The 24607-nt window shown below is 70.0% G+C and carries 22 protein-coding genes; 11 read left to right on the top strand and 11 right to left on the bottom strand.

All coding sequences use genetic code 11. The annotated features are described in order from the left end of the window. Positions 1–3 precede the first annotated feature (3 nt). The gene (locus Ato02nite_RS29655; protein WP_246607555.1) at positions 4–1605 is read left to right on the top strand and encodes an ArnT family glycosyltransferase; all 1602 of its coding nucleotides are present in this window, start codon (positions 4–6) and stop codon (positions 1603–1605) included. Between the two features lie 322 nt (positions 1606–1927). Further along, a complete protein-coding gene (locus Ato02nite_RS29650; protein ID WP_246607553.1) occupies positions 1928–3103 on the top strand; it encodes a hypothetical protein in 1176 nt (391 codons plus the stop codon). A gap of 719 nt (positions 3104–3822) precedes the next feature. Here Ato02nite_RS29650 and Ato02nite_RS29645 read toward each other — a convergent pair. Genes Ato02nite_RS29645 through Ato02nite_RS29625 form a run of 5 tightly spaced genes read right to left on the bottom strand, consistent with a single transcriptional unit; the run spans position 3823 to position 8706 of the window. Beyond that, on the bottom strand, positions 3823–4830 hold the full coding sequence (locus tag Ato02nite_RS29645; RefSeq protein ID WP_213009945.1) for an NADPH:quinone oxidoreductase family protein: 1008 nt from the start codon (positions 4828–4830) through the stop codon (positions 3823–3825). A gap of 41 nt (positions 4831–4871) precedes the next feature. After that, a complete protein-coding gene (locus tag Ato02nite_RS29640) occupies positions 4872–5858 on the bottom strand; it encodes a sigma-70 family RNA polymerase sigma factor (protein WP_213009944.1) in 987 nt (328 codons plus the stop codon). 13 nt (positions 5859–5871) lie between these two features. After that, positions 5872–6591: a hypothetical protein gene (locus tag Ato02nite_RS29635; protein ID WP_213009943.1), complete on the bottom strand. Its 720-nt coding sequence runs from the start codon at positions 6589–6591 to the stop codon at positions 5872–5874. Then, a complete protein-coding gene (locus tag Ato02nite_RS29630; protein ID WP_213009942.1) occupies positions 6584–7084 on the bottom strand; it encodes a SigE family RNA polymerase sigma factor in 501 nt (166 codons plus the stop codon). The genes Ato02nite_RS29635 and Ato02nite_RS29630 overlap by 8 nt, the downstream gene beginning before the upstream one ends. Before the next feature lie 29 nt (positions 7085–7113). Beyond that, positions 7114–8706 (bottom strand): AMP-binding protein, encoded by a 1593-nt coding sequence (locus Ato02nite_RS29625; RefSeq protein ID WP_213009941.1) that lies wholly within the window; start codon positions 8704–8706, stop codon positions 7114–7116. Positions 8707–8792: 86 nt separating this feature from the next. Here Ato02nite_RS29625 and Ato02nite_RS29620 point away from each other — a divergent pair, with 86 nt between their 5' ends. From Ato02nite_RS29620 to Ato02nite_RS29610, 3 genes are read left to right on the top strand one after another with little or no spacing between them, the layout of a single operon-like run. Continuing rightward, positions 8793–9620 carry a helix-turn-helix transcriptional regulator gene (locus Ato02nite_RS29620; protein WP_213009940.1) on the top strand — a complete coding sequence of 276 codons (828 nt, stop codon included), beginning with the start codon at positions 8793–8795 and terminating at the stop codon, positions 9618–9620. Next, on the top strand, positions 9617–10627 hold the full coding sequence (locus Ato02nite_RS29615) for a zinc-dependent alcohol dehydrogenase (protein ID WP_213009939.1): 1011 nt from the start codon (positions 9617–9619) through the stop codon (positions 10625–10627). Before Ato02nite_RS29620 ends, Ato02nite_RS29615 begins: the two co-directional genes overlap by 4 nt. A gap of 51 nt (positions 10628–10678) precedes the next feature. Continuing rightward, on the top strand, positions 10679–12328 hold the full coding sequence (locus Ato02nite_RS29610) for an FAD-dependent oxidoreductase (protein ID WP_281419828.1): 1650 nt from the start codon (positions 10679–10681) through the stop codon (positions 12326–12328). A 67-nt stretch (positions 12329–12395) separates the two neighbouring features. Here the strand turns inward: Ato02nite_RS29610 and Ato02nite_RS29605 are convergent, their stop codons facing one another. Then, positions 12396–13532, bottom strand: a complete 1137-nt coding sequence (locus tag Ato02nite_RS29605; RefSeq protein WP_213009937.1) for a glycoside hydrolase family 12 protein — start codon at positions 13530–13532, stop codon at positions 12396–12398. Positions 13533–13818: 286 nt separating this feature from the next. On the opposite strand from Ato02nite_RS29605, the gene Ato02nite_RS29600 reads away from it, so the two are divergent. Next, complete coding sequence (locus tag Ato02nite_RS29600; RefSeq protein ID WP_203799528.1) at positions 13819–14163, top strand: histone-like nucleoid-structuring protein Lsr2; 345 nt, start codon at positions 13819–13821, stop codon at positions 14161–14163. Between the two features lie 75 nt (positions 14164–14238). After that, positions 14239–14991: an SDR family NAD(P)-dependent oxidoreductase gene (locus Ato02nite_RS29595; protein WP_213009936.1), complete on the top strand. Its 753-nt coding sequence runs from the start codon at positions 14239–14241 to the stop codon at positions 14989–14991. Between the two features lie 219 nt (positions 14992–15210). Here the strand turns inward: Ato02nite_RS29595 and Ato02nite_RS29590 are convergent, their stop codons facing one another. Continuing rightward, positions 15211–15930, bottom strand: a complete 720-nt coding sequence (locus Ato02nite_RS29590) for an SDR family NAD(P)-dependent oxidoreductase (protein ID WP_213009935.1) — start codon at positions 15928–15930, stop codon at positions 15211–15213. A gap of 82 nt (positions 15931–16012) precedes the next feature. Between Ato02nite_RS29590 and Ato02nite_RS29585 the strand changes: the two genes are divergently transcribed. Next, positions 16013–16669 carry a TetR/AcrR family transcriptional regulator gene (locus Ato02nite_RS29585; protein WP_213009934.1) on the top strand — a complete coding sequence of 219 codons (657 nt, stop codon included), beginning with the start codon at positions 16013–16015 and terminating at the stop codon, positions 16667–16669. On the opposite strand, the gene Ato02nite_RS29580 is transcribed toward Ato02nite_RS29585, so the two are convergent. Continuing rightward, positions 16657–17505, bottom strand: a complete 849-nt coding sequence (locus tag Ato02nite_RS29580; RefSeq protein ID WP_213009933.1) for an HAD family acid phosphatase — start codon at positions 17503–17505, stop codon at positions 16657–16659. The two genes, Ato02nite_RS29585 and Ato02nite_RS29580, sit on opposite strands and share 13 nt — an antisense overlap. Before the next feature lie 27 nt (positions 17506–17532). Beyond that, positions 17533–20481, bottom strand: a complete 2949-nt coding sequence (locus Ato02nite_RS29575) for a putative bifunctional diguanylate cyclase/phosphodiesterase (protein WP_246607552.1) — start codon at positions 20479–20481, stop codon at positions 17533–17535. Positions 20482–20488: 7 nt separating this feature from the next. Between Ato02nite_RS29575 and Ato02nite_RS29570 the strand changes: the two genes are divergently transcribed. Continuing rightward, complete coding sequence (locus Ato02nite_RS29570) at positions 20489–21121, top strand: class I SAM-dependent methyltransferase (protein ID WP_213009932.1); 633 nt, start codon at positions 20489–20491, stop codon at positions 21119–21121. On the opposite strand, the gene Ato02nite_RS29565 is transcribed toward Ato02nite_RS29570, so the two are convergent. Continuing rightward, entirely contained in the window at positions 21108–21626 is a 519-nt protein-coding gene (locus tag Ato02nite_RS29565) for a GNAT family N-acetyltransferase (protein WP_213009931.1), read from the bottom strand. The genes Ato02nite_RS29570 and Ato02nite_RS29565 overlap by 14 nt on opposite strands. A gap of 102 nt (positions 21627–21728) precedes the next feature. Further along, positions 21729–21968, bottom strand: a complete 240-nt coding sequence (locus Ato02nite_RS29560) for a hypothetical protein (protein WP_213009930.1) — start codon at positions 21966–21968, stop codon at positions 21729–21731. A 343-nt stretch (positions 21969–22311) separates the two neighbouring features. On the opposite strand from Ato02nite_RS29560, the gene Ato02nite_RS29555 reads away from it, so the two are divergent. After that, a complete protein-coding gene (locus Ato02nite_RS29555; RefSeq protein ID WP_246607550.1) occupies positions 22312–23400 on the top strand; it encodes a helix-turn-helix domain-containing protein in 1089 nt (362 codons plus the stop codon). After that, entirely contained in the window at positions 23397–24542 is a 1146-nt protein-coding gene (locus tag Ato02nite_RS29550; RefSeq protein WP_213009929.1) for a type 1 glutamine amidotransferase family protein, read from the top strand. The genes Ato02nite_RS29555 and Ato02nite_RS29550 overlap by 4 nt, the downstream gene beginning before the upstream one ends. Positions 24543–24607: the final 65 nt, after the last annotated feature.

The following is a 24607-nucleotide window of genomic DNA, read 5'->3' as shown; positions in this document are numbered from 1 at the left end:
CCGGTGCCGCGCCGTCGCCTCGCCTATCTCCTCGTGGTCGTCGCGTTGCTGGGAGGCATGGCGTTCGCGATGGTCACCACCGCGCTGCAGCAGGCTCCGACCATCGACGAGCCGGTCTACGTGGCCACCGCCGAGGTGCTCACCCAGCAGCACAGCCTGCGCTACAACCCGGAGCACCCGCCGCTGGGCAAGCTGCTGATGGCGACCGGGCTGGTCTTCGACGACGCCCGGCTCGATCCGTCCTATCCGGGCGATCAGACGGCGCTGGGCCGGCACCTGCTCTACGAGACCGGGAACAACCCGTTCCGGCTGATGCTGCTCGCCCGGCTGCCGATGATCGTGCTGACCCTGCTGTTCGGGCTGGTCGTGCTCGGGTTCGCGCGGGATCTGGCCGGGCCCTGGGCGGGGCTGGTCGCGCTCGCGCTCTACACGTTCTCGCCCGACGTGATCGCGCAGGGTTCGCTCGCCACTCTGGACGTTCCGGCGGCCGGGATGCTGCTCACCAGCTTCTGGATGCTGTGGCGCTCCCGCGAACGACCCCGGCTCTATCTACCGCTCGCCGGGCTGGCACTGGGCGCGGCCCTGGCGACCCGGATGAGCGCTCTCCCCGCCGTACCCATAGTTTTGGCTTTATCGCTCCTGTCGCCTTTTGTCGTCGGCAAGCCCGGTAAATGGTGGGCGAAACTGGGCTGGCGGCTGCTCGGCGCGATCGGCGTCGGGCTGATCGCCACCGCGGTGGTCTGGGTCGTCTACCTGGCCGTCGACCCGCGACTGCGCTGGACGACCCCGGCCTATCTCACGAACCCGGGCGGTCTGCGGGGGCTCGCGGTCGATCTGCTGCCGCTGCCGAAGGCGTACCGTGACGGGGTTTTGATCCAGTTTCGGTTCGAATCGCGGAGCTTCAACGGGTTCCTGCTCGGGCGGGCCTATCGCGGCTCGCTCTGGTATTACCTGCCGGTCGCGCTGCTGATCAAGACGCCGCTCGGGATGATCGCGCTCTGGCTGGCCGGCACGATCACCATGCTGGTCAAGCCGGCGCTGCGGGTCGCCGCGCTCTATCTCCTGCTGCCCGCGGGCGCGTTGATGCTGCTCGCGATGACCGGGGCGCGCGACTACGGCACCCGTTACGTGATCTTCATGCCGATCTTCCTGGCCGTCGCGGCCGGCACGGTGGTGCTGGTCCGCATCCGCTTCGCCCCGCTGGTCACGGCGGCGCTGGTGGCTTTTGTCGCGGTCAGTTCGATGCTGACGTTCCCCTACTACCTGCCGTACTCGAACGAGGCCTTCGGCGGGACGTCGAAGACGCACCTCAACCTGCATGACGCCAACGTGGACTGGGGGCAGGACCTGAGCCGGCTCGGGACCCGGTTGCGGACGAAGTATCCGAACGAGACGGTCTGGCTGGTCTACAAGGGCAGCGGCGTGCCGGAATATTACGGGATTCGAGGGAAAAATCCGCTTCCCGTGGCGTTGGCCGACGTGCACGGCCTGCTCGTGGTCTCGGACTCGCGGGTGGCGCTGGCCAAGGGCAAGCTGAAGCAGCTGATCGACTCGAGCACCGAGATCGACAACGTGGGCTACTCGATCCGGATCTATCGGCGTTGAAAGCTTAAGGATCTGCAAAGAGACGCCGTGGGAGCGTGCCCAGTAAAGTCCCGCGCTGATGAGCACCGATGACGTTCCCCCCGAGGTTCCCGGGCACCGAAAGCCTGGCTCGCCGGCCCGCCGCTTCGCCGTGATCGGCGTTGTCGCCGCGGTGGTCGCGGCCGTCGCCGCAGCGGCATTCGTTCTGCCCGCGGGGGCCAACGGCTGGTTCACCTCGGCCTCCTCATCACCCTCCGTCGCCCCTTCGTCCCCTGTCACGCCGGCTGCCACTTCCTCCGCCGCGTCGACGGCTCCGTCGGCCCCCGCTTCCCCGTCGGCCTTGATGTCCGCCGTCCCCAAGACCGCCGGCCCCTGCGCCCGCCCGGTCGGCGCGGCCCCGACCACCAAAATCACCCAGGTCAAGGTGGGTTCGGCGGTGAAGGGTTACGGCGGCGAGGGCGACACCGAAGCCCTGCCGATGGCGATCGCGGCCGCGCCCGGCGGCGGCTCCTGGCTGGCCTGGCTCGGCACCGACGGCAAGGTCCACCTCGGCCGGCTCGGCTGCGACGACAAACTCACCGGCACCCCCACCAGCTTCACCGGCATCGACCTGCAGGACGTCCAGGCCGACGCAACCGGCGGCGTCCTGCTGCTGACCCGCAAGGGTGACTGCCACACCGGCCCGCTCTGCGGCGGCGAATCCAGCCCGTGCAACCAGATGGTGATGGTCCGCTTCGACAACAGCGGCAAGACCGTGTGGGAACGCCAGGTCACCAACCTGACCTCGGCCCGCGGCGGCTACGACGACGGCGCCCGGTTCGTCTGGTGGTATCAGCACCACGGCCGGCTGGCCACCGACGGCACCAACTTCGCGGCGTACTTCGGCGTCGCCATCACCCTGCGCAACGGCAGCTGCGTGGACATCCACGAGGGCGACCGCATGCAGGTGGTCAGCAGGTCGGGTGCGCTGCTGAGCGGCCACAACAGCTTCGAGGTCGGGTGCAGCCACGCCTGGACGTCCCGCATCGTCTGGGACCCGCGTGCGAAGAAGTTCGCCATGGTCTGCGCCACCGACAACGACTGCCGGATAGCCCAGCCCAACCCGTATCGAACGGTGGCGGCCGGCACCTGCGACGGCTCCCTGTTCGGCGGCGACCTGGTCCTGGCCAAGAGCTCCGGTTACTGGACGGCGTGGAGCCAGGGCGGCACGGTCCGGCTGTCCCACTTCAACGGCAGCTCCGCCGCCGACCAGACCATCAAGACGTCGGCGAGCTCGCAACACCCGCACCTGGTCACCTACGGCTCCGGCAGGATGCTGCTGGCCTGGCAGTCCGGCTCATCGATGAAGGCCCAGGTCTACCACTCCGGCACCGGCGCGGCGATCGGCAAGCAGTTCACCATCGCCGCCAAGGACCACAACTACCAGGCCTTCAAGCCGTACGCCGACGGCAGCACCGCCTACCCCGCCGCCGGCTCGACGTCCAGCTCCATCAAGATCGCCCGAGTGCTGCCGAGCTAGACACCTTTTGAGGTCAGGGATTCAAACCCTTTCCGGTACGGGCAACCCCGTCGACAACCGCAACCACACCCGACCGCCGCCACCCCGCGACCAGCCTGCAACACCGGCACGTGCCGCACCTCTCGCGCAACCACACGGCCACGCCTTGCCCGCTCACCCTTACGCGCCGCTCGGCCCGGAGGGGTTCGGTGGGTATCCGGCCCGCGGTGACGCGGCCGATGCCCTGCCGCGGCGCCCGGCATCGCAGATCTTGTGGGCTTGCCGCTCTGTCCGCACGGCAACTCCACAAGATCGGGCGTACCCCCGGCCACGCGGCAGATCTTGTGGAGTTGTCGCTCTGTCCTCGCGGGAAGTCCACAAGGTCGCGTCCGGCCGAGCTGTCGGCATCGGACATAGGCGGTATGTCATGTTCTTCTGACCGCTGAGTGGTCCAGGGTGTGGCAGCGCTGCTCATCAGGCGGGACCGTGCCCGTGATGCGGGACGACGACCCAATATCCGAGAGCGGCGACCATCATGCGGGAGGTCGATGGCCGTCGCCCGGGACTGTTCGGTAGGCGGGTTGGGGTTGCCAGCTTGGGCCGGGCCCGCCCGCAGCGGGCCCGCGGAGGGTGAGTCGCACCTGCCGGGACCGCGTGCCACGGGACTGAGCCGGCGCGTACCGAAAGATCTTCCGCTCGAAAGCGTCCCGCCCTCCGTTTCAAGAAGGCCGAAAAGATCTCTAGCAGCCGCCGGGTAGTAGGGCCAGTTTGCCGACGGTGTCCCGCGCTCCCAGCTCGGCCAATGCTTTCGGACCCTCCTCCAGCGGGTAGGCGGTGGGCCGGCCGGGACCGAGGACTCCGGCCGCGAGCAGGCCGAACATCTCTCCCATCACCTCGCCGAAGATCGACGGCGCGGCCTGGATGAGGATGCCGATGTTCAGGCCGATGAGGTGAATCGGGTGCCGGTAGACCAGGTCCCAGTTGCTGATCGTGGCTGCTCCGCCGGCCAGCCCATAGACCACGACCCGGCCGGTGACCCGCTTGGCCGCGGCCAGGCCGGCATTCAGGGTGGGGCCGCCGGCCGACTCCAGCACCAGATCGACGCCCTCCCCGCCGGTCAGCCGCCGGACCTCGCCGGCGAGGTCGGTGCCCCGGGAGTCGACGACGTGGTCGGCGCCCAGACTCCGCACCAGGTCGTGCTTGCCCGGCGAGGCTGCGGCGATCACCGTCGCGCCGTAGTGCTTGGCCATTCTCAGCGCGGCTTGGCCGGTCCCACCGGCTGCGGCCTGGATCAGGACGGTCTGCCCGGCCGCGATGCCGCCCAGCGGTTTGAGCGCGGCCAGCGCGGTCGGCCAGCTCACCACCATCCCCAGCGCCTGCTCGTCGGCCCAGCCGGCCGGCACGCGGACGGCCGAAGCCGCCGGCAGCACCATGTACTCGGCGAAGGCACCGCCGGCGACGCGAGCCCCGACCACGTGGGCGCCGGCCTCCAGACCGGACACTCCCGCGCCGATCGACACGATCTCGCCGGAGCCCTCGATGCCCGCGATGTAGGGCGGCTGCGGACCGTCGGCGAAGGTGCCGGTGGCCTGCTGGATGTCGACGAAGTTGACCCCGGCCGCGGTCACCCGGATCAGGACCTCACCGGGGCCCGGACGTGGTACCGGAGCGTCGGTGATCAGGCGCAGGTCCTGCGGGCCGTTCAGTGACGGCTGTTGCAGGGCGCGCATGGTGGTGGAGATGCTCATGACGGATGGGTGCCCTTCGACTGAGTGATGCGGCTGGCTGCCTACACCCAGGAAGACCCGGCCGGATCGAGAAAGGAATCGAACCCGAACGCGGTGACCAGTCTCGGATCGCCGAAGGAGGTGATCCGGCCGATGCCCTTGTCGGTGACGGTGAGCACGCATATTCCGTACGCCTGATAGTTGCCCTGCTGGTCGCGGAGGTAGGCGGCCGCGGCCGGCTGCCCGTTGGCACTGGTCGGCAGCATGCGCCAGGTGCCGGGCGAACCCAGCAGGTGGCGGCGGAGGAAGGGCACGCAGACACCGCGGCCGGCGAACCAGGTGCGCAGTGGCGTCGCCTCCAACGTGGCGTCGGTCAGCAGGAGTCGCTCCAGCGCGGCGGCGTCGGCGTTCTCGAAGGCCGCGATGTACTGATCGAGAAGCTCGCGAGCCCGCGGCGTGGCCGGTTCGACGACCTGGCCGGCCGTCAGGGAGAGTTCCGCCAGCCGCGCCCGGGCACGCTGCAGCGCGCTCTTGACCGATGCCGTCGTGGTGCCGAGCAGGACGGCGACATCGCCGGCCGGGAACGCCAGCACGTCCCGCAGCACCAGCACCGCCCGCTGCCGGGGCGGAAGGTGTTGCAGGCTGGCGACGAGCGCCAATCGCACCGCCTCACGCGCCGCGACGATGGCCGCCGGATCGGCCGAGTCCGGCAGCACCAGCGCATCCGGCACCGGCTCCAGCCAGCGCACGTCGGCCCCCACCCCGTTCAGGGCCGCGTCGGGATCCGGCTCCGGAGGACCGAGGCCGGACGGCAGGTTCCGCCGACTCGGCCTGGCCAGCTCGGTCAGGCAGCGGTTGGTCGCGATCTGGTAGAGCCAGGTGCGTACTGAGGAACGCCCCTCGAACCGGTCGAAGGATCGCCAGGCCCGCAGGTAGGTCTCCTGGACTACGTCCTCCGCATCCTGGATCGAGCCGAGCATGCGATAGCAGTGCGCGAACAGCTCACGTCGGAACGGCTCGGTAACCTCGACGAACTCCACGGCGCCCATTCAACCGCCACCCTCACGGATAGAGGGTGAGGCCCGGGGCGCTGCCGATCGTGGCCAGCCGGGTCGCGGGTGGCAGCGCCTTCGTGCGGCCGATCACCGCGATCAGGACGGTCGTCCGGTCCGGGCGGAAGACGGTCACGCTGCGCTGCGGCTTGGCGGTGTCGGTGCCGACCAGGTCGGCCATCGCGATCGCGCCGCCCGGCTGGCCGATGCGGGTGCAGGCCTCGCCGTCGGCGTTCAGGCAGTGTGGCACGGCGCCGGGCGTGGCCGGGCTGACCATGATGGCCAGCGAGTACTCGTCCTTGCCGGTGCCGACCCACGCCGACGCCCGGTAGTCGTCGCCCTTCGGCTCGTAGTAGAACTCCACGCGAGGGCATCTCGTCGATCGGGCACCGGCGGGGAGCAGGGCCGGCAGCTCGGCGGTCAATCGCGCGACGGCCGCTTCCTGCGTTTCGGGCAGTGGGGTCACCGGCTGATCCGGCAGGGAGGACGGCATGGTCGCATGGGTGCACGGGGCCGCGCTCGGGCTCGACACCTCCGCGGGTGACGACCGGGGTCGGCCGGGCGAGAGGTGCACCGCTCCGAGGACCGCGATCACGGCGACGGCAGCAGCGGCGGTGACCCATCGGGTCCGGCGGCGGCGCCGGTCGAGTGTGATCAGGCCGTCCAGGTCGATGCCGGTGGGCGGCGCGTTGTCGCTGGCCGCGCGCAGGAGGGTCGACAGGTCATCCACGGCGTACCTCCTCCTCGTCGGGCATCGCCGAGCGCATCGCCTGCAGGGCGCGCGCGGTCTGGCTCTTGATCGTGCCGGGGGTGCAGTCGAGCTCGGCGGCGGCCTGCTCGACCGACAGGTCGTAGAAGTAGCGCAGCACGATCACCGCCCGCTGCCGCGGGGCCAGCCGGCCGAGCGCGGCCAGGATCGCGATCCGCTCGGTGACCGGCCCGTCGATGCTGACGTTCGGGCGCTCGGGCGGCCACTCCCAGGACTCCTCGCGCCGCCACGGCCGGCGCCGTTCGTCGAGCAGACATCGAAGCAGGACCCGGCGGACGTACGCGTCGGGATCGTCCATCACGGAAACCCGCCGCCAGTGCCGCAGCAGTTTCAGCAGCGCCGTGGAGACGAGATCGTCGGCCAGATGCCAGTCGCCGCACAGCAGGAAGGCCGCGCGCCGGAAAGTGTCCAGCCGAGCGCCCACGTAGTCCCGGTATTCGATCCCCACGTGCATCAGAACGGAAGCGGGACCCGGATTGGTTGTCAGGCGGTCAGGCCGAGGATGTCGACGGCCCGGTCGCGCATCTCGACCTTGCGGACCTTGCCGGTCACGGTCATCGGGAAGCCGTCGACCACGTGCACATACCGCGGGATCTTGTAGTGGCTCAGCCGCCCGGCGCAGTAGGAACGGACGGCCTCGGCGGTGAGCGGAGTGGTGCTGGGGCGCATCACGATCCAGGCCATCAGTTCCTCGCCGTACTTCGGATCGGGGACGCCGATCACCTGGACGTCGGCGATGTCCGGGTGGGCGTAGAGGAACTCCTCCACCTCGCGGGGGTAGACGTTCTCGCCGCCCCGAATGACCAGGTCCTTGATCCGGCCGACGATGTTGAGGTAGCCGTCGTCGTCCATCGTGGCCAGATCGCCGGTGTGCATCCAGCGGGCCGCGTCGATGGTCTCGGCGGTGGCGTCCGGCTGCTCCCAGTAGCCGAGCATCACCGAATAGCCGCGGGTGCACAGTTCGCCGGGCTCGCCCCGCGGCACGACCAGGCCGGTCGCCGGGTCCACCACCTTCGATTCGAGGTGCGGCATCACCCGGCCGACGGTCTCGGTGCGGCGGGCCAGGTTGTCGTCGGGGCGGGTCATGGTGGAGACCGGCGACGTCTCGGTCATGCCGTAACAGATGGCCACCTCGGTCATGTTCATCTCGGCGACCACCCGCTTCATCACCTCGACCGGGCAGGGTGAGCCGGCCATGATCCCGGTGCGCAGGGTGGACAGGTCGTAATCGGCGAAGGAAGGCAGGCCGAGCTCGGCGATGAACGTGGTGGGCACTCCGTAGAGCGAGGTCACCCGCTCGGCGGCGACCGCGGCCAGGGTGAGTGCCGGGTCGAAGCCGGGGGCCGGCAGCACGATGCAGGCGCCGTGCGACGTCGCGCCGAGGTTGCCCATCACCATGCCGAAGCAGTGGTAGAGCGGCACCGGCAGGCAGACCCGGTCCTGCTCGGTGTAATTGATCAGTTCGCCGACGAAGTAGCCGTTGTTGAGGATGTTGTGGTGCGACAGCGTCGCACCCTTCGGGAAGCCGGTCGTCCCGGACGTGTACTGGATGTTGATCGGATCGTCGAACGCCAACTCCGCCGCACGTCCCGAAATTTCGGACATGTCGCCGTCGATCAAAAGATCGGCAAAACCCTCACCGATGTACGCCGTATCAGCGAACCCGATCGAGTCGATCATCCCCCGGTAATCGCTCGACTTGAACGAGACCGCGCTGATCAGCAACGCCAGGCCGGCCTGCTTGACCACGTACTCCAGTTCGTGCGTCCGATAGGCCGGGTTGACGTTGACCAGGATCGCCCCGATCTTGGCCGTCGCATACTGCGTGATGACCCATTCGGCGCAGTTCGGGGCCCAGATGCCGACCCGGTCGCCCTTCGCGATCCCGCGCGCCAGCAGACCCCGGGCCAGCCGGTTCACGTCCGCGTCGAGCTCCGCGTAGGTCCACCGCCGCCCGGTCGCCACATCGACCAGCGCCTCCCGGTCACCGAACCGGGCCACGGTGCGCTCGAAGTTGGCCCCGATCGTCTCGCCGAGCAGGGGCGCGGTGCTGGTTCCGGAGGCGTAGGACAACATTTGCGCAGCATGGGCCGGTCGGCCGAGCCGCACTACCCCTGTTCGGGGGTGGGGTCGCCGAGCCGGCCGCGTGACATGCTGTCAACGTGCTCGAAACAGCCGATCTGCCCGCCGCGCTCGGCCGGATCCGCCGGGTCACCGGCCTTCCGGTCGCGTTCGGCGGCCCGGTCGCGGCCGACGCACGACACCTGCGGCTCACCGATTTCGCTGGCACCGCTACGGTCGCGCTGCACGGTCTCGTGGTGAGCGCCGGCCACGGTCTGGGCGGGCGGGTGGTGACGACGGCACGGCCGGGCCGGGTCGAGGACTACGCGGCCGACCCCCGGATCAGTCATGAGTACGACGGGCCGGTCACCGCCGAGGGCCTGCGGGCGATCGTGGCGGTGCCGGTGGCGATGGGCGGATCGGTGCTGGCCGTGCTCTACGCCGGCACCCGGGAGCCGATCGCGGTGGGTGGCCGGGCCCTGGACGCGATGGCCCGGGTGGCGCTGCGCCTGGGCACCGAGGTGACCGTACGCCGTGAGGTCGCTCGCCGGATGGCCGAGCTGGAGACCGCCGCCGCGCGCCACTCCGACACGAGTGCCCGGGAGTGGGAGGAGGTGCGGTTGGCGCACGCCGACCTCCGTACCCTCGCGGCGGAGACCCCGGATCCCGCGCTGAAGGCGCGGTTGCAGCAGATCTCCGACCGCCTGGTCTGCGCCCGGCCCGCCGCCGAGGCGAACCCGCTCTCGCCGCGCGAGCTGGACGTGCTGGCCATGGTCGCGGTGGGCTGCGGGAACGCCGAGGCGGCCCGGCGGCTGGGCTTGCTGCCCGAGACCGTGAAGAGCTATCTGCGCAACGCGATGCGCAAGCTGGGCACGCACGGCCGGATGGAGACCGTGGTGACCGCGCGCCGCCTAGGATTCCTGCCGTGAAGCGAGTGATCGTGACCCCGTCGGGGGTCGAGCTGACCGAGGCCGAGGTGCCGTCGCCGGGGCCCGGCGAGGTGCTGGTGCGCACGGTCCTGGCCGGCATCTGCGGTTCCGACGTGCATGCCGTGCAGGGCCGCCATCCCCACATCGCGCTCCCCTACCGTCCGGGCCACGAGGTCGCCGGCACGGTCGAGTCGGTCGGCGCCGGCGTAACGCGCGTGCAAGAAGGGCAGCGGGTCACGCTCGAACCGTTCCTGCCCTGCTGGCAGTGCAAGCAGTGCCGGGCCGGGCGGGAAAACCTGTGCGAGCGGCTCGGCTTCTTCGGCTGCGGGCACGACCAGGGTGCGATGGCCGAGTTCTTCACCGTCGACCAGCGCCGCCTGCACCTTGTGCCCAACGCGCTGGACTGGACGCAGGCCGCGTTCATCGAGCCGCTCGGCACGCCGGTGCACGCGGCCCGGCTGGCCGGCGGGCTCGCCGGCCGCACCGTGGCGATCCTCGGCGCCGGCACGATCGCGCTGCTCACCCTGCAGGTGGCGCGGCAGCAGGGCGCGGCCCGGGTGGTGCTGACGGCCCGCTCGCAGCGTTCGCGTGATCGGGCGGCGAAGTTCGGGCCGGACGCGGTGGTCGACGCCACCGCACCCGACGCGGTCGAGCAGGTCCGGGCGCACCTCGGGGAGAGCGCCGACGTCGTCTTCGACTGCGTGGCCGAGCAGTCCACCATGGACCAGGCCGTGGCGATCGCCGACAAGGGCGGCACGGTCGTCGTGGTCGGGGTGCCGCCGGCGGCGGTGACCGTCCCGCTGCCGCTGATCCAGGACAGCCAGCTGCGCATCCAGGGCAGTGCCACCTATCTGCCGGAGGACTTCGCCGAGGCGATCGCCCTGCTGGTGAGCGGCGAGATCACGGTGGCCGAGCTGGCCACCGTCCGGCCGCTGGAGTCGGCCGCCGCCGCGTTCGCCGACGCGGCGAGCGGTGAGCACGTGAAGGTGCTGCTTCAGGCGAAGTGATAGGCCCGACCCCTGGACGTTACCGGCCGGTAATGCGAGGGTGTGGCGATGGTGGATTACGACGTCGTGATCGTGGGCAGCGGCTTCGGCGGCAGCGTCAGCGCGCTACGGCTCACCGAGAAGGGCTACCGGGTCGGCGTGCTCGAGGCGGGCCGGCGTTTCACCCCATCGACACTTCCCAAGACCTCATGGGACCTGCGGAACTTCCTGTGGGCGCCCAGGTTCGGGCTGCGCGGCATCCAGCGCATCACCGTCCTGAAGGACATCCTGGTGCTGTCGGCCGCCGGCGTCGGCGGCGGCTCCCTGGTGTACGCGAACACGCTGTACCGCCCACCGGCGACCTTTTTCGCCGACCCGCACTGGTCCGGCATCACCGATTGGGCGACCGAGCTGGCACCGCACTACGACCAGGCGTCGCGCATGCTCGGCGTCACCGAACAACCCACCATGACCCCCTCCGACCTGGTCATTCGATCGGTGGCCGAGGACATGGGGGTCGGTTCGACCTTTCGGCGTACGCCGGTGGGGGTCTTCTTCGGGGAACCGGGTCGCACCGTGCCGGACCCGTTCTTCGGTGGCGTCGGCCCGGACCGCACCGGGTGCACGGAGTGCGGCAACTGCATGATCGGCTGCAAGGTCGGCGCGAAGAACCGCCTCGACGTGAACTACCTGTACCTGGCCGAGAAGGCCGGCGCGACCGTGCATCCGGACACCGAGGTGACCGCGGTGCGGCCGTCCGGCGAGCGCTGGATTCTGACCACCAAAGCTGGGCAGTTCACCGCTGACCACGTCATCCTCGCGGCCGGCGCGCTCGGCACCCAGCGGCTGCTGCACGCCATGCGCGACACCGGCGTCCTGCCGCACGTGTCGGCCCGGATCGGCTCGCTGACCCGCACCAACTCCGAGGCACTGCTCGGGGCACAGGCTCCGTCGGTGCCGGCCGACCCCTACTCCAAGGGCGTGGCGATCACGTCGTCGTTCCACCCCGACCCGACCACCCACATCGAACCGGTCCGGTACGGCCCGGGCAGCAACGCCATGGGCCTGCTCGCCACGCTGCTGGTCGACGGCGGCGGGCGGGTGCCGCGCCCGGTCAAGTTCCTCGGGCAGATGCTGCGCCACCCGTACGTCCTGCTGCGGTCGCTGTCGGTGCGGCGCTGGAGCGAGCGCACGATCATCGCGCTGGTGATGCAGACGCTCGACAATTCGCTCACCGTGCGGCGCACCAAGCGAGGCCGGCTCACCACGAGTGCGGGGCACGGCGAGCCGAATCCCACCTGGATTCCGCAGGGGCACGAGGCGGTCCGCCGGATCGCCGACAAGATCGGCGGTTTCCCGGGCGGCACGGTCGGCGACATCTTCGACATTCCGATGACCGCACACATTCTCGGCGGAGCGACGATCGGCGAATCCTCCGCGACCGGTGTCCTGGACGCCTATCACCGCGTTTACGGGTACGCCGGATTGCACGTCGTGGACGGCTCGGCGGTGCCCGCGAATCTCGGCGTGAATCCGTCGCTGACGATCACCGCGATGGCCGAGCGGGCGATCTCGCTGTGGCCCAACAAGGGTGAGTCCGATCGACGCCCACCGCTCGGCGCGGAATACGAACGACTCGCCCCGATCGCGCCGCACTCCCCCGTGGTTCCCGCTCATGCCCCGGCCGCGCTGCGGCTGTCCACTTCGAAATTCGACTCATAAATTGGACGAACCGCCCCGGCACCGGAGAATCGGCGACGAGGCGGCTCGGGTCAGCGAGCCTGACGGATCAGGCGGTGGTGCAGGTCGATCCGTTGAGCGTGAATCCGGACGGGTTGGTGAAACTGCCGGAGTAGGTGCCCTGGAAACCGAAGCTGGTGTTGGCTCCGGCCGCGAGGCTCCCGTTCCACGTCACGTTGCGGGCGGTGATCGCACCGCTCGAACCGGTGATGTTCGCGTTCCACGAACTGGTGATCGCCTGGCCGGACGGAAGGGTGAAACCGAGCGTCCAGCCGTTGATCGCGCTGCTTCCGGTATTGGCGACCGTCACGTTGGCGGTGAATCCGCCGCCCCACACATTCGTGCCGTAGGTGACCCGGCAGGCGGCCGTCCCGCTCGGCGGCTGGGTGGTGGGATTGGTCGTGGGCGTGGTCGTCGGGGGCTGGCCGCCGCCGTTCACCGCGGCCGAGAAGTTGGTCACCGCGAGGCCGGCACCGCCGATCCACGGCTCGAAACCGGCCTGGATGCTGGTCAGATACCACGAACTGGTGATCGCGCCACGATTCTTCGTGTCGTTGATGAAATCGAGGACGCTGAAGCTCCAGCTCGCGATGGGGGACGGCGCGACGTACGAGATGACGGCGTTCGAGCCGTTGCTGCCGCGCCAGACCTCCCAGCTGCGGCCGCCGATGTTCGCGGTGCCGACCACCGAGCCGATCGGCTGGATCGAGCCCTGGCGGTTGAACCAGATCATGATCTCCTGCTGGTTGACCCCGTCCTTCTTCGGCGACGGGTCGAGCCAGATGTCGTACGCCGCGTCGTAGGTGGCGCCGGAGACGTACTGGTAGGAGATGCTGCTGGTCGCGCTGGAAATGGCGCTGACCTGGATCGGCAGGTTGGTGCCGGGCGAGCAGTTGGTGTAGTGGCAGCCGAGGTAGACGGCCGGGTAGGAGACCGGAGCGCCGCTCGTGCTGCCGGTGCCCTGCTGGCTGGTGATCGAGAACCCGGTGCCGGTGACGTTGATGCACTGCTGGGCCGAGGTGCCCCAGCGGTTGTTCATCACCACGTAACGGCCACCGATGGTGGTGGAGCCGTACTGATCGCAGATCTGCGTGTCGGCCGCCGCTGGTCCGGCGACGGCGAAGGCCGTCACGGCCGCCCCGGCCAGCAGGCCGAGCGCCGCGAAAGCACGGATGGCACGTCTCATTGCGAAGCTCCTAGGGAGGGGGAATCCCGTGGGGACGGGTCGGTGGGAGCGCTCCCACCGCACGTTACAGGACATTGACGAAGCTGAAAAGTAGGTGTTACCAGCGGGATCCGAACGGGTGTCCCCGGTTGCCGCGCTACCTGCATAGAATTGCGACATGCAGTGCGGGCAATTTGCACTCAGAACTTTCGGGCGACAGAATGAAAGCGTATCGACATTCGCGGCGCCCACGCCGCGTGCGCATAGTCGTCACTCATAATGACTTCGCTGTAGGAGCGGGCACACCATGGCCAAGCAGGTAATAACCCTTCTGACTGACGACATCGACGGCGGAGAGGCCGACCGCACCGTCGAGTTCGGACTCGACGGTGTGAACTACACGATCGACCTCTCCGAGAAGAACGCCGGGAAGTTGCGCAAGGCGCTCGACCCCTTCCTCAACTCCGCCACCCGGGTCGGCCGCAGCGGTGTTGTCTCCCCGGCCCGGCGCAGCGCTCCGGCCAGCACCGGCCGCGCCAGCCGCGACCAGAATCAGGCGATTCGCGAGTGGGCGAACAAGAACGGCTACGAGGTTTCCGAGCGCGGCCGTATCCCGAGCCACATCGTCGAGGCGTACCACAGCAAGCGATAGGTTGATCCCCATCGTCGGAAATTCGGCGTCCCCGCGTCTGCGGGGGCGCCGTTTTCGTCGGAAAGGGGAACAGACATGCGGGTCGTAATCGTCACCGGAGCGTCCAGCGGAATCGGCCGGGTCACCGCCGCCCGGATCGGCCGGGCCGGCACCACGGTGGTGCTCGCGGCCCGGCGCGCCGACGAATTGGAAACGGTTGCCGCGTCGATCCGCACGAGCGGCGGCGAGGCAGTCGCGGTGCCCACCGACGTCCGCGATCCGGCGGCGATCGCCGCGCTGGTCGCCCGGGCCCGGGAGGTGACCGGCCGGATCGACGGGCTGGTCAACAACGCCGGGGTGGGCGGGGTGGCGTCGATCCTGGCCGACGACGAGCTGGTCGCCAAGCTGATCGACGTGAACCTGATGGCACCGATCCGGCTGATGCGGGCCGTCGTCCCGATCATGACCGAGCAGCGATCCGGCGCGATCGTCAACATCGGCTCGGTGGCCGGCGAGATCGGCATCAGCGGCACCTACTCGGCGACGAAGTTCGCGCTGCGCGGCATGACCGACTCGGTACGCCGCGAACTGGCCGGCACCGGCATCGGCGTGACGCTGATCGAGCCCGGCTACATCGCCACCGACCTCACCAACCACCGCAAGGGCCTGCCCGGCCCGGAGATCGTCGCGGCCGCCGTCGAGCGCGCCCTGCAGCGCCCCCGCCGCCGCGTCGTCGTCCCGGCGAGATACCGGGCCGCCATCACCGCGGCGAACGCCCTCCCTTTCCTGACCGACCGCATCTACGCCGGCCGCGCCGCGTCCCGCCGCGAGGCAAAGGGCCGCCCCTAGCGCGCGCACCGCCGATCTTGATGATCTGCCGCCACGAGCAGACGCCAATTCACCAAGATCTCGCAAGAACGCGGCGCGGCGCGATGGTGGATCAAGACGCCCCAGCGAGCCGTCACGTGCGGATCTTGATGAGTTACGGCCACGAGCGGACACCAAATCGCCAAGATCTCGCAAGAACGCGGCGGGGCGGAGCGCAGCACCGCGGCGGGGGTGGGGCGGTCAAGCCGTGGCGGGTGGGATGACGTCCTCGGGGCGGTCGCGTTTGGTCAGCATCGTCCACAGGGTCTCGGCCAGGTCGGCCGGCTCGACCACTGGGATCTTGGTGAAGTCGACGCCTACCGAGAGTTTGCCGGACGTGGCGATCTGGTGGCCGGCGCTGCCGCGGATCATCGCGGCGATGTGCAGGACGCCGGCGTAGACGCCTTGGGGGGCGATCTCGCCGTTCAGGGACAGGATGTAGTTGCGGGCCGCGGCCATCGCCGGGCCCAGGCCGCTCAGGTTGGGCATCGGGCGGACCGCCGACACGCCCTGGCCGATCAGGATGCCGCCCTCCCCGCGCTCGATCATCTCCGGCAGCACCTCGCGGACGATCGCGATCGGGGTCAGCAGGTAGAGGTCGACGTAGTGCTGGGCGGTCGTGACGTCGAGATCGGTGGCGCGGACGAACAGGTCGGTGGTGATCGGGGCGTACTCGATCACGTCGATCCGCCCGAAACGCTCGCGGACCCGGCCGATGAGGCCGGGGATCTCCGCCGTGCGGGTCAGGTCGGCCGGGAAGGCCGCCGCCTCGATGCCGTCGGCCGCCAGTTCGGTGACTAGCGCCCCCAGCCGGGTCTCGTCGCGCGCGACGAGCGCCACCCGGTAGCCGGCCGCACCGAACCGCCGGGCGACCGCCGCACCGAGGCCGACGCCGGCCCCGAAGACCACCACAGTTCTCATGACGCTCCCTAAGTTGAGGTAGGTATCAACTTAGAAGTAAGTTGAGGTGGTCGTCAACTTAAGGATGCGGGAGACTGGCGGGATGGAACAGCCCATGCGCCGCGACGCCCGGCGCAACGCCGAGCGACTCGCCACCGCCGCCGGGCAGATCTTCCGGGAGCGCGGGCTGGACGCGCCGCTCGAGGAGATCGCCAAGGCCGCCGGGGTCAGCGCCGGCACGCTCTACAACCGGTTCGGCGGGCGCGACGCGCTCATCGACGCGGTGATGCCCGACGTGGTCGAGGCGAAGGTTCGCGCGGCGATGGTCCGGGCCGAGGCCGAGGCCGACCCGTGGGACGGCTTCGTCCTCTACGTGACGCTGCTGTGCGAGATGCAGGCCACCGACCTGGCCATGAGCGACGCGGTGAGCCGCCGTTACGCCGACGCGAAGCGGCTCAACGAGATCTGCGAGGCGCAGATGGACGGCGTGCGCGGGCTGATCGCCAAGGCGCACGCGGCGGGCCGGCTGCGCGCCGATTTCACCGCCGAGGACCTGCCCTACCTTCTCTGGACCACCTCGACGGTCGTGCGGGCCACCGCGAGCCGGGCACCCGAGGCCTGGCGCCGGGCGCTGACCTTCACGCTGGACGGCCTGCGCCCGGCCGCCGCGCATCCGCTGCCTGCCCCGCCGCTGACGGCGGAGCAGGTGCACGCGGTGATGCTCGATCTGGGCGCGAAGCGCAGCGGTCAGGGCAGGTAGTAATTCGGATTCGGCAGCTTGAAGGTCTTGTCGGCGTAACCGCCCTTGAGGTCGGAGTACTGGTCGCCGAAGTTCGCCACGATGTCGTAACCGAGCGACTCGATGTGCGCCCGGGTCGCCGACTTGTAGTGGATGGTCGTGCACTTGCCGTCCGGGTCGGCGGCGCAGGCCGTCTTCAGGTAGGCCGGATAGGCGGCCACGTCCGGCTTGGTGAACAGGCCGTCCTCGCCGCCGCGCAGGGTCGTCGGCTTGGGGTAACCGGCGTCGATCCCGACGCCGTCCGCGGTCAGGTTGCCGAGGGTCGCCGCCTCCTGAGCCGTGCCGCGCCCGGTCAGGTAGAAGATCGCGTAACCCTCGCGCTCGGCGGCCTTGGCCATCGCCACCATGCCCGGCACGGCCGGGAACTTCTGGCCGAGGACGTAGTCGGCGTTGGCGGCGGCGTTGTACGCCCAGTTGCTGGCCAGCTCGTAGTTCCAGGTGGCGAGCGTGGTGTCGTCGACGTCCATGATGATCGCCTTGGTGGCGTGCCCGTGGGTCCGGGCATGCGCCAGGTAGCGCGTGCCGTCGGCGGCGACGCCGGTCGCCTCGCGCGCGTAGTTGCCGTCGGCCGCGAACGTGCCGGTGCCCAGCGGGTCGCCGTAGTAGTTGCGCAGCTGCTGGCGAAGCACGTCGATGTTGGTGACGTCCTTCTCGGAGCGTGGTGTGCTGGTCTTGATCGCCGGCTGGGCGGCGGTGGCGGCCGCCCACCCGATGCCGGCACCGCCGAGGCCCACCGCCGCGACGGCCGTCAGCGTGACGGCCACCCGGCGGGAACCCTGCAGGAAGGAGATGTTCATCCTCCGGACGCTATGCCTAACGGCCGTTCATGACATCTGGGGTAACCGATTTGTCATCTGACTCAAGGCTTCGGTGCCGTCGACCGGGCTCGACCACAGATAGCCCTGGCCGAGTGGGCAGCCCAGCTCGGCCAGCAGGTCGCGGTGGACCCGGGACTCGATGCCCTCGGCGATCACGGCGAGGCCGAGCGACCCGGCCAGGTTGATGATGCCGGCCACCAGGGCGGTCTGGTTCACCATGTCGTCGACGAACATCTTGTCGATCTTGATGACGTCGATCGGCCGGCGCCGGAGGTAGCCGAGCGACGAGTAACCGGTGCCGAAGTCGTCGATCGCCACCCGGACGCCGTGCGTACGCAACAGGGCGAGGCTCTCCCAGACGGTGTCGTGCTCACCGGCCAGCAGGGTCTCGGTGAGCTCCAGCATCAGCGCCTGCGGCGGCACCTCCGAGTACTCCAGCGCGGCCAGGACCTCGTCGACGAAAGTGGCCTCCTGGAACTGACGGACCGAGACGTTCACGCTCACGTACGGCTGCCGGTCGTCGGGCAGGATGCGCCGCCACTGGGCGACCGTGTGCAGCGCCTGCTGGAGCACCCAGCGGCCGATCGGCACGATCAGGCCACTCTCCTCGGCGACCGTGATGAACTCGGCCGGCGACACCATCCCCTTGGCCGGGTGGTGCCATCGCACCAGAGCCTCGAAGCCGACCGGCTGCTCGGTCACCAGATCGACGATCGGCTGGTACGCGAGGAGGAAGTGCCCCTCGTGCACGGCGTGGTCGAGCGCCGAGCGCAGTTCCAGCCGTTCCACCATCACGCCGTGCAGGTGGGCCTGGTAGCGCCGCCACTGGTTCTTGCCGGCCCCCTTCGCCACGTACAGCGCGAGGTCGGCCTGCCGCAGCAGTTCGTCGGCGCTGTCCGCCTCCGGGGTGGTGGTGATGCCGATGCTGGCCACCGCGGTCACCGAGGTCTCGCCGTCGACGACGACCGGCTCGGCCAGCGCGGTCAGGATGCGGGTGGCGGCCTCCTCCACCGCGCCCGGCTCCCACACGTTCTCGATCAGCGCCGCGAACTCGTCACCGCCGAGCCGGGCGGCCGTGTCGTCGGCCCGCAGCGCGCCCGCGATCCGCCGGGCCACCTCGATCAGCAACGCGTCGCCGGCCGCGTGGCCCAGCGTGTCGTTGACGATCTTGAAGTCGTCCAGGTCGATGAAGAGCACGCCGACCAGCGAGCCGTCCCGGGCGCCGCGGGCCAGCGCGTGCTCGAGCCGGTCGTGGAACAGCACCCGGTTGGCCAGCCCGGTCATCGCGTCGTGGTAGGCCTGGTGGGTGAGCTCGCCGGCCAGCCGCCGCGGCTCGGTCACGTCCCGCAGGGTGTAGACCCACCCGGACACCGCCGGGTCCTCGCGCAGATCGGAGCTGTGCACCTCGAGCAGCATGCCGTTCGGCCCGCGGAAATCCGCGGACCGGTCCTCCGGCTGGATCACCGACAGCAGCGGCGCACCGGTCGGATCAAACCCCAGCACGCGTACGCCGGAGGGGCTGGCATATCGGATACGGGCGTCCTCGGCGACGATCAGGATCACGTCGGCGGCGTTCTGCACCAGTGCCCGGAAGTAGTTCTCGCTGTTGCGGCGGGCCACCTCCTGGCTCAGCTCGATGCGTTCCAGCGCCAGCGCGGCCTGCCCGGCGAGCACCTCGATGGCCCGGCGCAGCCCCGGCAACGCGCCGTCCGGCGCGCCCACGTGCAGCACCCCGACCAGCGGCTCGGTGGTGGTGGGCCGGTCCCGCAGCACCATCGGGCAGCGCAGCGTGGAACTGAACTGGGTGAGCCGCACCGACACCGCCCAGTCGACGTCCCGGGTGGCGACGATCCGGCCGGCGGTGCCGGCCGCCCGATCGACGGCGGCCTGCGCGGCCGCCTCGGCGGAGAGCGGCCCGTCCTGGGTGAACGGCATGGCCAGTACGACACCGTGCGGGGTGTCCGGCGGGAGCAGGTCGGCCACCGCGGTGCGGACCGCGCCGGCGACCGCCTCGGTGTCGGCCGCCGAGACCAGGGCGGCCGACGCCGCGCGCAGCGCCCGCTCCCGGGCCAGCACCTGGCGGTGGTTCGCCATGGTCCCGGCCATCCGGGCCAGGACCAGCAGGAAGATCAGCGCGCTGAGCACCGCCACCACGGTCAGGTCGCCGGTGAGCAGGACCACCGGCGCGACCAGCCCGAGCAGCACGATCCGCCGCCAGCCCACCTCGGCGGGCAGCCGCTCGGCCGGCTCGCTCAGCGTGGTCATCGACGGGTGCAGGGCGGCCAGGCCGGCACCGGCGTAGAGCGCGAAGCGGCCCAGCCCGGCCGTGTCCACGCTCAGCCAGGACAGCTCGTAGCCGACGTCCGCGACGATCATCAGCACCAGGCCGGCGCCGAGCAGACTGCCGGCCGGCACCTTGCGGCCGGCGGTGGTCAGCAGCCGGATCAGCGCGCCCAGGCAGAGCAGGTCACCGGCCGGGTAGGCGGCCATCACCCAGTCGCCGTCCTGCGCCCGCGGACCGAGCACGAACGTCCAGGCCAGCAGCGCGCCGCCGGCGGTCAGGGTGAGGGCGTCGAGCAGGGCGGCGCGGTCCCCCGCGCCGCCGGTGCGCCGCCGGACGAAGATCCAGAACACCGCGGCGAGCGCCGGGTAGGCCGCGAGGACCAGGGCGGCGCCGAGATGATGTACGCGGGGACTGCTCGACAGGTACGCGGCCGCGCCGAACGCCGAGGACGCGACCGCCGCCGCGAGCAGACTCCACGGGTCACGGTCTTCGGCACGATTACGCCGTACCCCGAAAGCGATGATCGCGATGGCGGACAGACCGGCCGTCAGATGCAGGATCGGCTGCCCGGCGGGCAGCAGGCCGGAGGCCAGCGCGAGCACCGCCAGCCACGCACCGAACAGCGGCATCACGCCGTGCTGATCGGCCCGCCGCCGCGCCAACTGAGACAATCGGGAAGTGCTCCTCGACTTCATCCGCAGTAACACCAGGCCCGCGCCGGTGCCGTTCGTCCCCGAGGTGACCCTCTTCCAGGCGGAGGAACCGATCGAGTTGTGGGAGAAGACCGAGGAGGCAGGCCCGGAACAGCCGCCGCCGTTCTGGGCGTTCGCCTGGGCGGGCGGCCAGGCGCTGGCCCGTCACCTGCTCGACAACCCCGACCTGATCGCCGGGCGCAGCGTGCTCGACCTGGCGACCGGCTCGGGCCTGGTCGCGGTGGCCGCGGCGCTCGCGGGCGGCTCCCCGGTGACCGCCAACGACATCGACCCGTTCTCCCTGGCGGCCACCGAGGCGAACGCGATCGAGAACGGCGTGAAGGTGGAGACGGTCGAGGCCGACATCCTCGACACGGCCCCCGCACAGCAGGTGATCCTGGCCGGCGACGTGTTCTACAGCCGCGAGATGGCCGCTCGGGTGCTGCCCTACCTGCGCCGCGCGGCCTACGGCGGCGCACTGGTGCTGGTCGGTGACCCGGGCCGGGCCTACCTGCCGACCGGCCTGATCAAGCGGGCCACCTACGACATCCCGGTGATCGAGGCCCTGGAGAGCGTGCCGACCCGCAGCACCACGGTCTGGCAGGTCACGTCGTCCTGAAGTGCTTGGTGAAGATCCGGCAGAGCCCCGGCCGGCGCACCCAGCTCCCGTCCTTCTGCTCGTCGTCGTCGAAGGTCTTGACCAGTCCGTGCGGCCATTCCCGGTAACCCAGGTTCTGGTAAAAGCGGACCAGGTCGATCTGCTGCTCCCCCGGACGCCGCCGCGGGTCGACGTCGACGCCGAGCGCGATCCGGCCGAAGTCCTCGGCCCGCGCGCCGTGCTCGGCCGCGGCGACCAGCATCGGCCCGATGCCCTGCCGCTGGTGCGGGCCGAAGACCCGGAGGCGCTGGATCAGCGGCGTGTCCGGCAGCAGGGCCCGCAGCTCGGGCTCCTCGGCCTCGTCGAGCTGCAGGTAGACGCAACCGACCAGGTCGGAGCCGAGAAGGGCGAGGTAGGCGCGGCCGTACTCCCGGCCGCGTTGCAGGCGGTCGAGAAAGAATCGCTGGTCCTCCGGTGCGGGGATACCGCCGATGGCATCCTCGGTTACCGCCGTCTCAATGCGCACATTCGCCACGGACCGCCCGTCCTCCCCGACCTACCGCCGCGATCTCGATCCTCCCTGAGGGGCACGCGGCTGTCGATCGGAGCGACAGCCGCGTGCGTCCGGTCATCTCACCAGCGAGACGAGCAGCAGGAGTACGGCCAGAGCGATGAGCAGAAAGGTGGCGACCGCGCCGAGGGCGGCCTTGAGGATCTCGGCGAACGGGCCGACGGCGCGGCGCATGGAGCCGAACGCGAACATCAGCAGAGCTACCGCGCCGAGCACGGCGAACACACGACCGGCGGGTGGGTTTTCACCGGCCGAAGCGGCGAGGAAATTCGCCTGCAAAACGTCTAAGGTGGGCATTCGGGTATCGCCTTTCCCGCAAGAGGGGCTTGCTCGATTCAGAGGCACCTCCGGTTCTGACCAACCGGGGGTGCTTCGCCGTTGAGGCGCGGGGCGACATGCCGGGAGAGGGCTCGACGAGGGCTGCGATGCCCGTCGGAGCGCGGATGAGGGGACCGATCCACCGGTGCAACATCAGCACCTCCAGTGAACTTCAGCCAGAAATTCAGTTGTCCTATAGATGAGGCTAGACTTCCAGTCGCCTGTTAGGCAATCGTGATGGCATTCTTCGGATTAAGCTCGACACCGGGCCAAACGTGCGGTAAAACTGGCCAGTCCCGAACTGAAGTTGAGGGAGAGTGCGGTGCAGCCGACTGAAGAAGCAGCCGTCGAGCTGGCCCGCCGCCTACGCGACCTCCGGCAGTCGGCCCTCAACCTGAAGATCACCCAGGCCGAGCTGGCGCAGGCGCTCGGCCGCAGCCCGGCCTTGATCTCCTCCTGGGAGCGCCGCGAAGATCCGGTCACGCCCCCCGAGGAACAACTCGTGGAGTACGCGTCGTTCTTCAGCACCGCGCGCTCGGTCGCCGGCCACCCCTATCGCGTGCCGGCCGAGACCGAGTTGAACGACCGGGAACGTGCCGCACGTACTGTCCTGCGTGACGAGTTGCTGGCGTTGCGGATCAGGGCGACCGAGAGCAACGGGGCGGCGCCGACCGCCACGCTGGTCGGGCGCGGGCCGTGGTATTTCCCCGACCCGGCCGAGGACGAGCCGATCGTCATCGTCTGCCCCGAGCTGCCGGACGAGGTTCTCGACGGCATACCGGACACCGAGCCGACCGACCTCGACTACTCCGAGCTCTCCCGGCTCACCGACCTGGACGCGCTCTTCGAGTTGCACGGGCACATCCGGGCGGTCAACCCGGACGTGCGAGTGGAATACCGCAGTGTGCGCAAGATGAACGAGGACGACTTCACCGGGCATCTGGTCGTTCTCGGAGGCGTGGACCGCAACCCCGCGCAGCGTGAGCTCATGACCCGGATCGGCGCCCCGGTCGAGCAGGTCTCCCAAGATGATGCGCTGCATCGAGGCTGCTTCCGGGTGGTCGGCGACGAAACCTTGTCGTTCCCGCCCGTGATCGCCGAGGAGCGCGGCGAGGAGGTTCTCGCCGAGGACGTGGGCTATTTCTTTCGCGGGACGAATCCGTTCAACCGCCGCCGCACGGTTACGCTGTGCAATGGCATGTTCAGTCGCGGAGTGTTGGGCGCCGTTCGCGCACTCACCGACAAGAAACTCCGTAATCGTAACGCGGAGTACATCTCCACGACCTTCGGCGACGCCGACTCGTACAGCATCCTGTTCCGGGTCCCGATCGTCGGGCAGCGGGTCGTGGTGACCCCCGACTGGACCGTTGCCGACAACGTGCTGCACACCTGGCCGGAGCACAGCGAATGACCACCCTCCCGGCACCGCGGACCACGCCGGACCTGCATCATGCCTCGCATCGCCACCTGCTCGACGACCTCGCTCCGCAGTCGGCGGGGCGGCTGGACGCGATCATCGTGCCCACCTTCCGGGCGGCCTACGCGTTGCGCGACGCTCTCGCCCTGGCCCGTGACCTCGGCCGGCCGCTCGTGGCCCTGTGCAGCGGGCAGGCGCAGGCGCGGCACGCGGTGGCGCTGGCCCAGGCGTTCGACGCCCGCATAGTCGCGGTCGACCTGCACGACGTGCGACCCAAGCTGCCTTCGTTCGCCACCGACGAGGTGGTCGGCACAGCCGGTTTCGCGGCGGTGAGCGACCTGAGCCTCAAGCGCAATCTGGGTCTGCTGATCGCCCGGGCGGCCGGCTGGGACCGGGTGCTGTTCCTCGACGACGACATCTGCGGTGTGCTGCCGGACGAGCTGGCGGGCGCCGCCGAGCACCTGAACACTGGGCGCTACCGCGCGGTCGGCCTGAACAACACCGGCTTCGCGGACAACTCCGTGGTCTGCCACGCCTACCGTGCGGTCGGCGCCGACCAGGACACCTTCATCGGCGGCGGTGCGATGATCATCAATCCACTGGCGACCCGGTCGTTCTTCCCCAACATCTACAACGAGGATTGGTTCTTCCTGCTCGGGGACGGTGTCCCGTTCCGGGCGGCCCGGTCCGGCACGATGGTGCAGCGGTCCTACAACCCGTTCGCCACACCGCGGCGGGCCACCAACGAGGAGCTCGGCGACACCCTCGCCGAGGGTCTCTACTGGATGCTCGACTTCGGCCAGGACCCGGCCGCCGGGAGCCCGGCGTTCTGGGGTGACTTCGTGTTCCGCCGGCGTGCCCTGCTCGACCACGTGCTGTCCGAGGTCGACACGCACGTCACCGACGCGGCGCGAGCGTTCTCCATCAAAGGGTCGTTGCGGGCGGCCAAGGGCGCGAGCGCCTTCATCACCCCGTACCTGTGTCACGAGTTCGTGCAGGCGTGGACCGACGATCTGCGGACCTGGAGCGACCTCCTGGACCGGTTCGCCCGGGTGAACACGATCGAGAAGGCGTTCGCGGAACTCGGTCTCGGTCACGTCTGGTCACAGTCCTTCGAGGACGCTCCGTCGCTGTGAGCGACGCCTGGCCGCAGCGGGCGCACGGCCTGTAGTTGCAGTCTGGTCGGACTGCTCGGCGGGGC

Origin of the sequence: Paractinoplanes toevensis, assembly GCF_018332695.1 — a bacterium.
Taxonomy (GTDB): domain Bacteria; phylum Actinomycetota; class Actinomycetes; order Mycobacteriales; family Micromonosporaceae; genus Actinoplanes; species Actinoplanes toevensis.
The sequence above is the reverse complement of the archived record's forward strand: the minus strand, read 5'-3'. Positions and strand labels throughout refer to the sequence as shown.

Coding starts and splice junctions, on each gene's coding strand:
- Ato02nite_RS29650 (WP_246607553.1), top strand. CDS start 1,928: ATGTCCGCCGTCCCCAAGACCGCCGGCCCCTGCGCCCGCCCGGTCGGC.
- Ato02nite_RS29645 (WP_213009945.1), bottom strand. CDS start 4,830: ATGAGCATCTCCACCACCATGCGCGCCCTGCAACAGCCGTCACTGAAC.
- Ato02nite_RS29640 (WP_213009944.1), bottom strand. CDS start 5,858: ATGGGCGCCGTGGAGTTCGTCGAGGTTACCGAGCCGTTCCGACGTGAG.
- Ato02nite_RS29630 (WP_213009942.1), bottom strand. CDS start 7,084: ATGCACGTGGGGATCGAATACCGGGACTACGTGGGCGCTCGGCTGGAC.
- Ato02nite_RS29625 (WP_213009941.1), bottom strand. CDS start 8,706: ATGTTGTCCTACGCCTCCGGAACCAGCACCGCGCCCCTGCTCGGCGAG.
- Ato02nite_RS29605 (WP_213009937.1), bottom strand. CDS start 13,532: ATGAGACGTGCCATCCGTGCTTTCGCGGCGCTCGGCCTGCTGGCCGGG.
- Ato02nite_RS29600 (WP_203799528.1), top strand. CDS start 13,819: ATGGCCAAGCAGGTAATAACCCTTCTGACTGACGACATCGACGGCGGA.
- Ato02nite_RS29595 (WP_213009936.1), top strand. CDS start 14,239: ATGCGGGTCGTAATCGTCACCGGAGCGTCCAGCGGAATCGGCCGGGTC.
- Ato02nite_RS29590 (WP_213009935.1), bottom strand. CDS start 15,930: ATGAGAACTGTGGTGGTCTTCGGGGCCGGCGTCGGCCTCGGTGCGGCG.
- Ato02nite_RS29585 (WP_213009934.1), top strand. CDS start 16,013: ATGGAACAGCCCATGCGCCGCGACGCCCGGCGCAACGCCGAGCGACTC.
- Ato02nite_RS29580 (WP_213009933.1), bottom strand. CDS start 17,505: ATGAACATCTCCTTCCTGCAGGGTTCCCGCCGGGTGGCCGTCACGCTG.
- Ato02nite_RS29560 (WP_213009930.1), bottom strand. CDS start 21,968: ATGCCCACCTTAGACGTTTTGCAGGCGAATTTCCTCGCCGCTTCGGCC.
- Ato02nite_RS29550 (WP_213009929.1), top strand. CDS start 23,397: ATGACCACCCTCCCGGCACCGCGGACCACGCCGGACCTGCATCATGCC.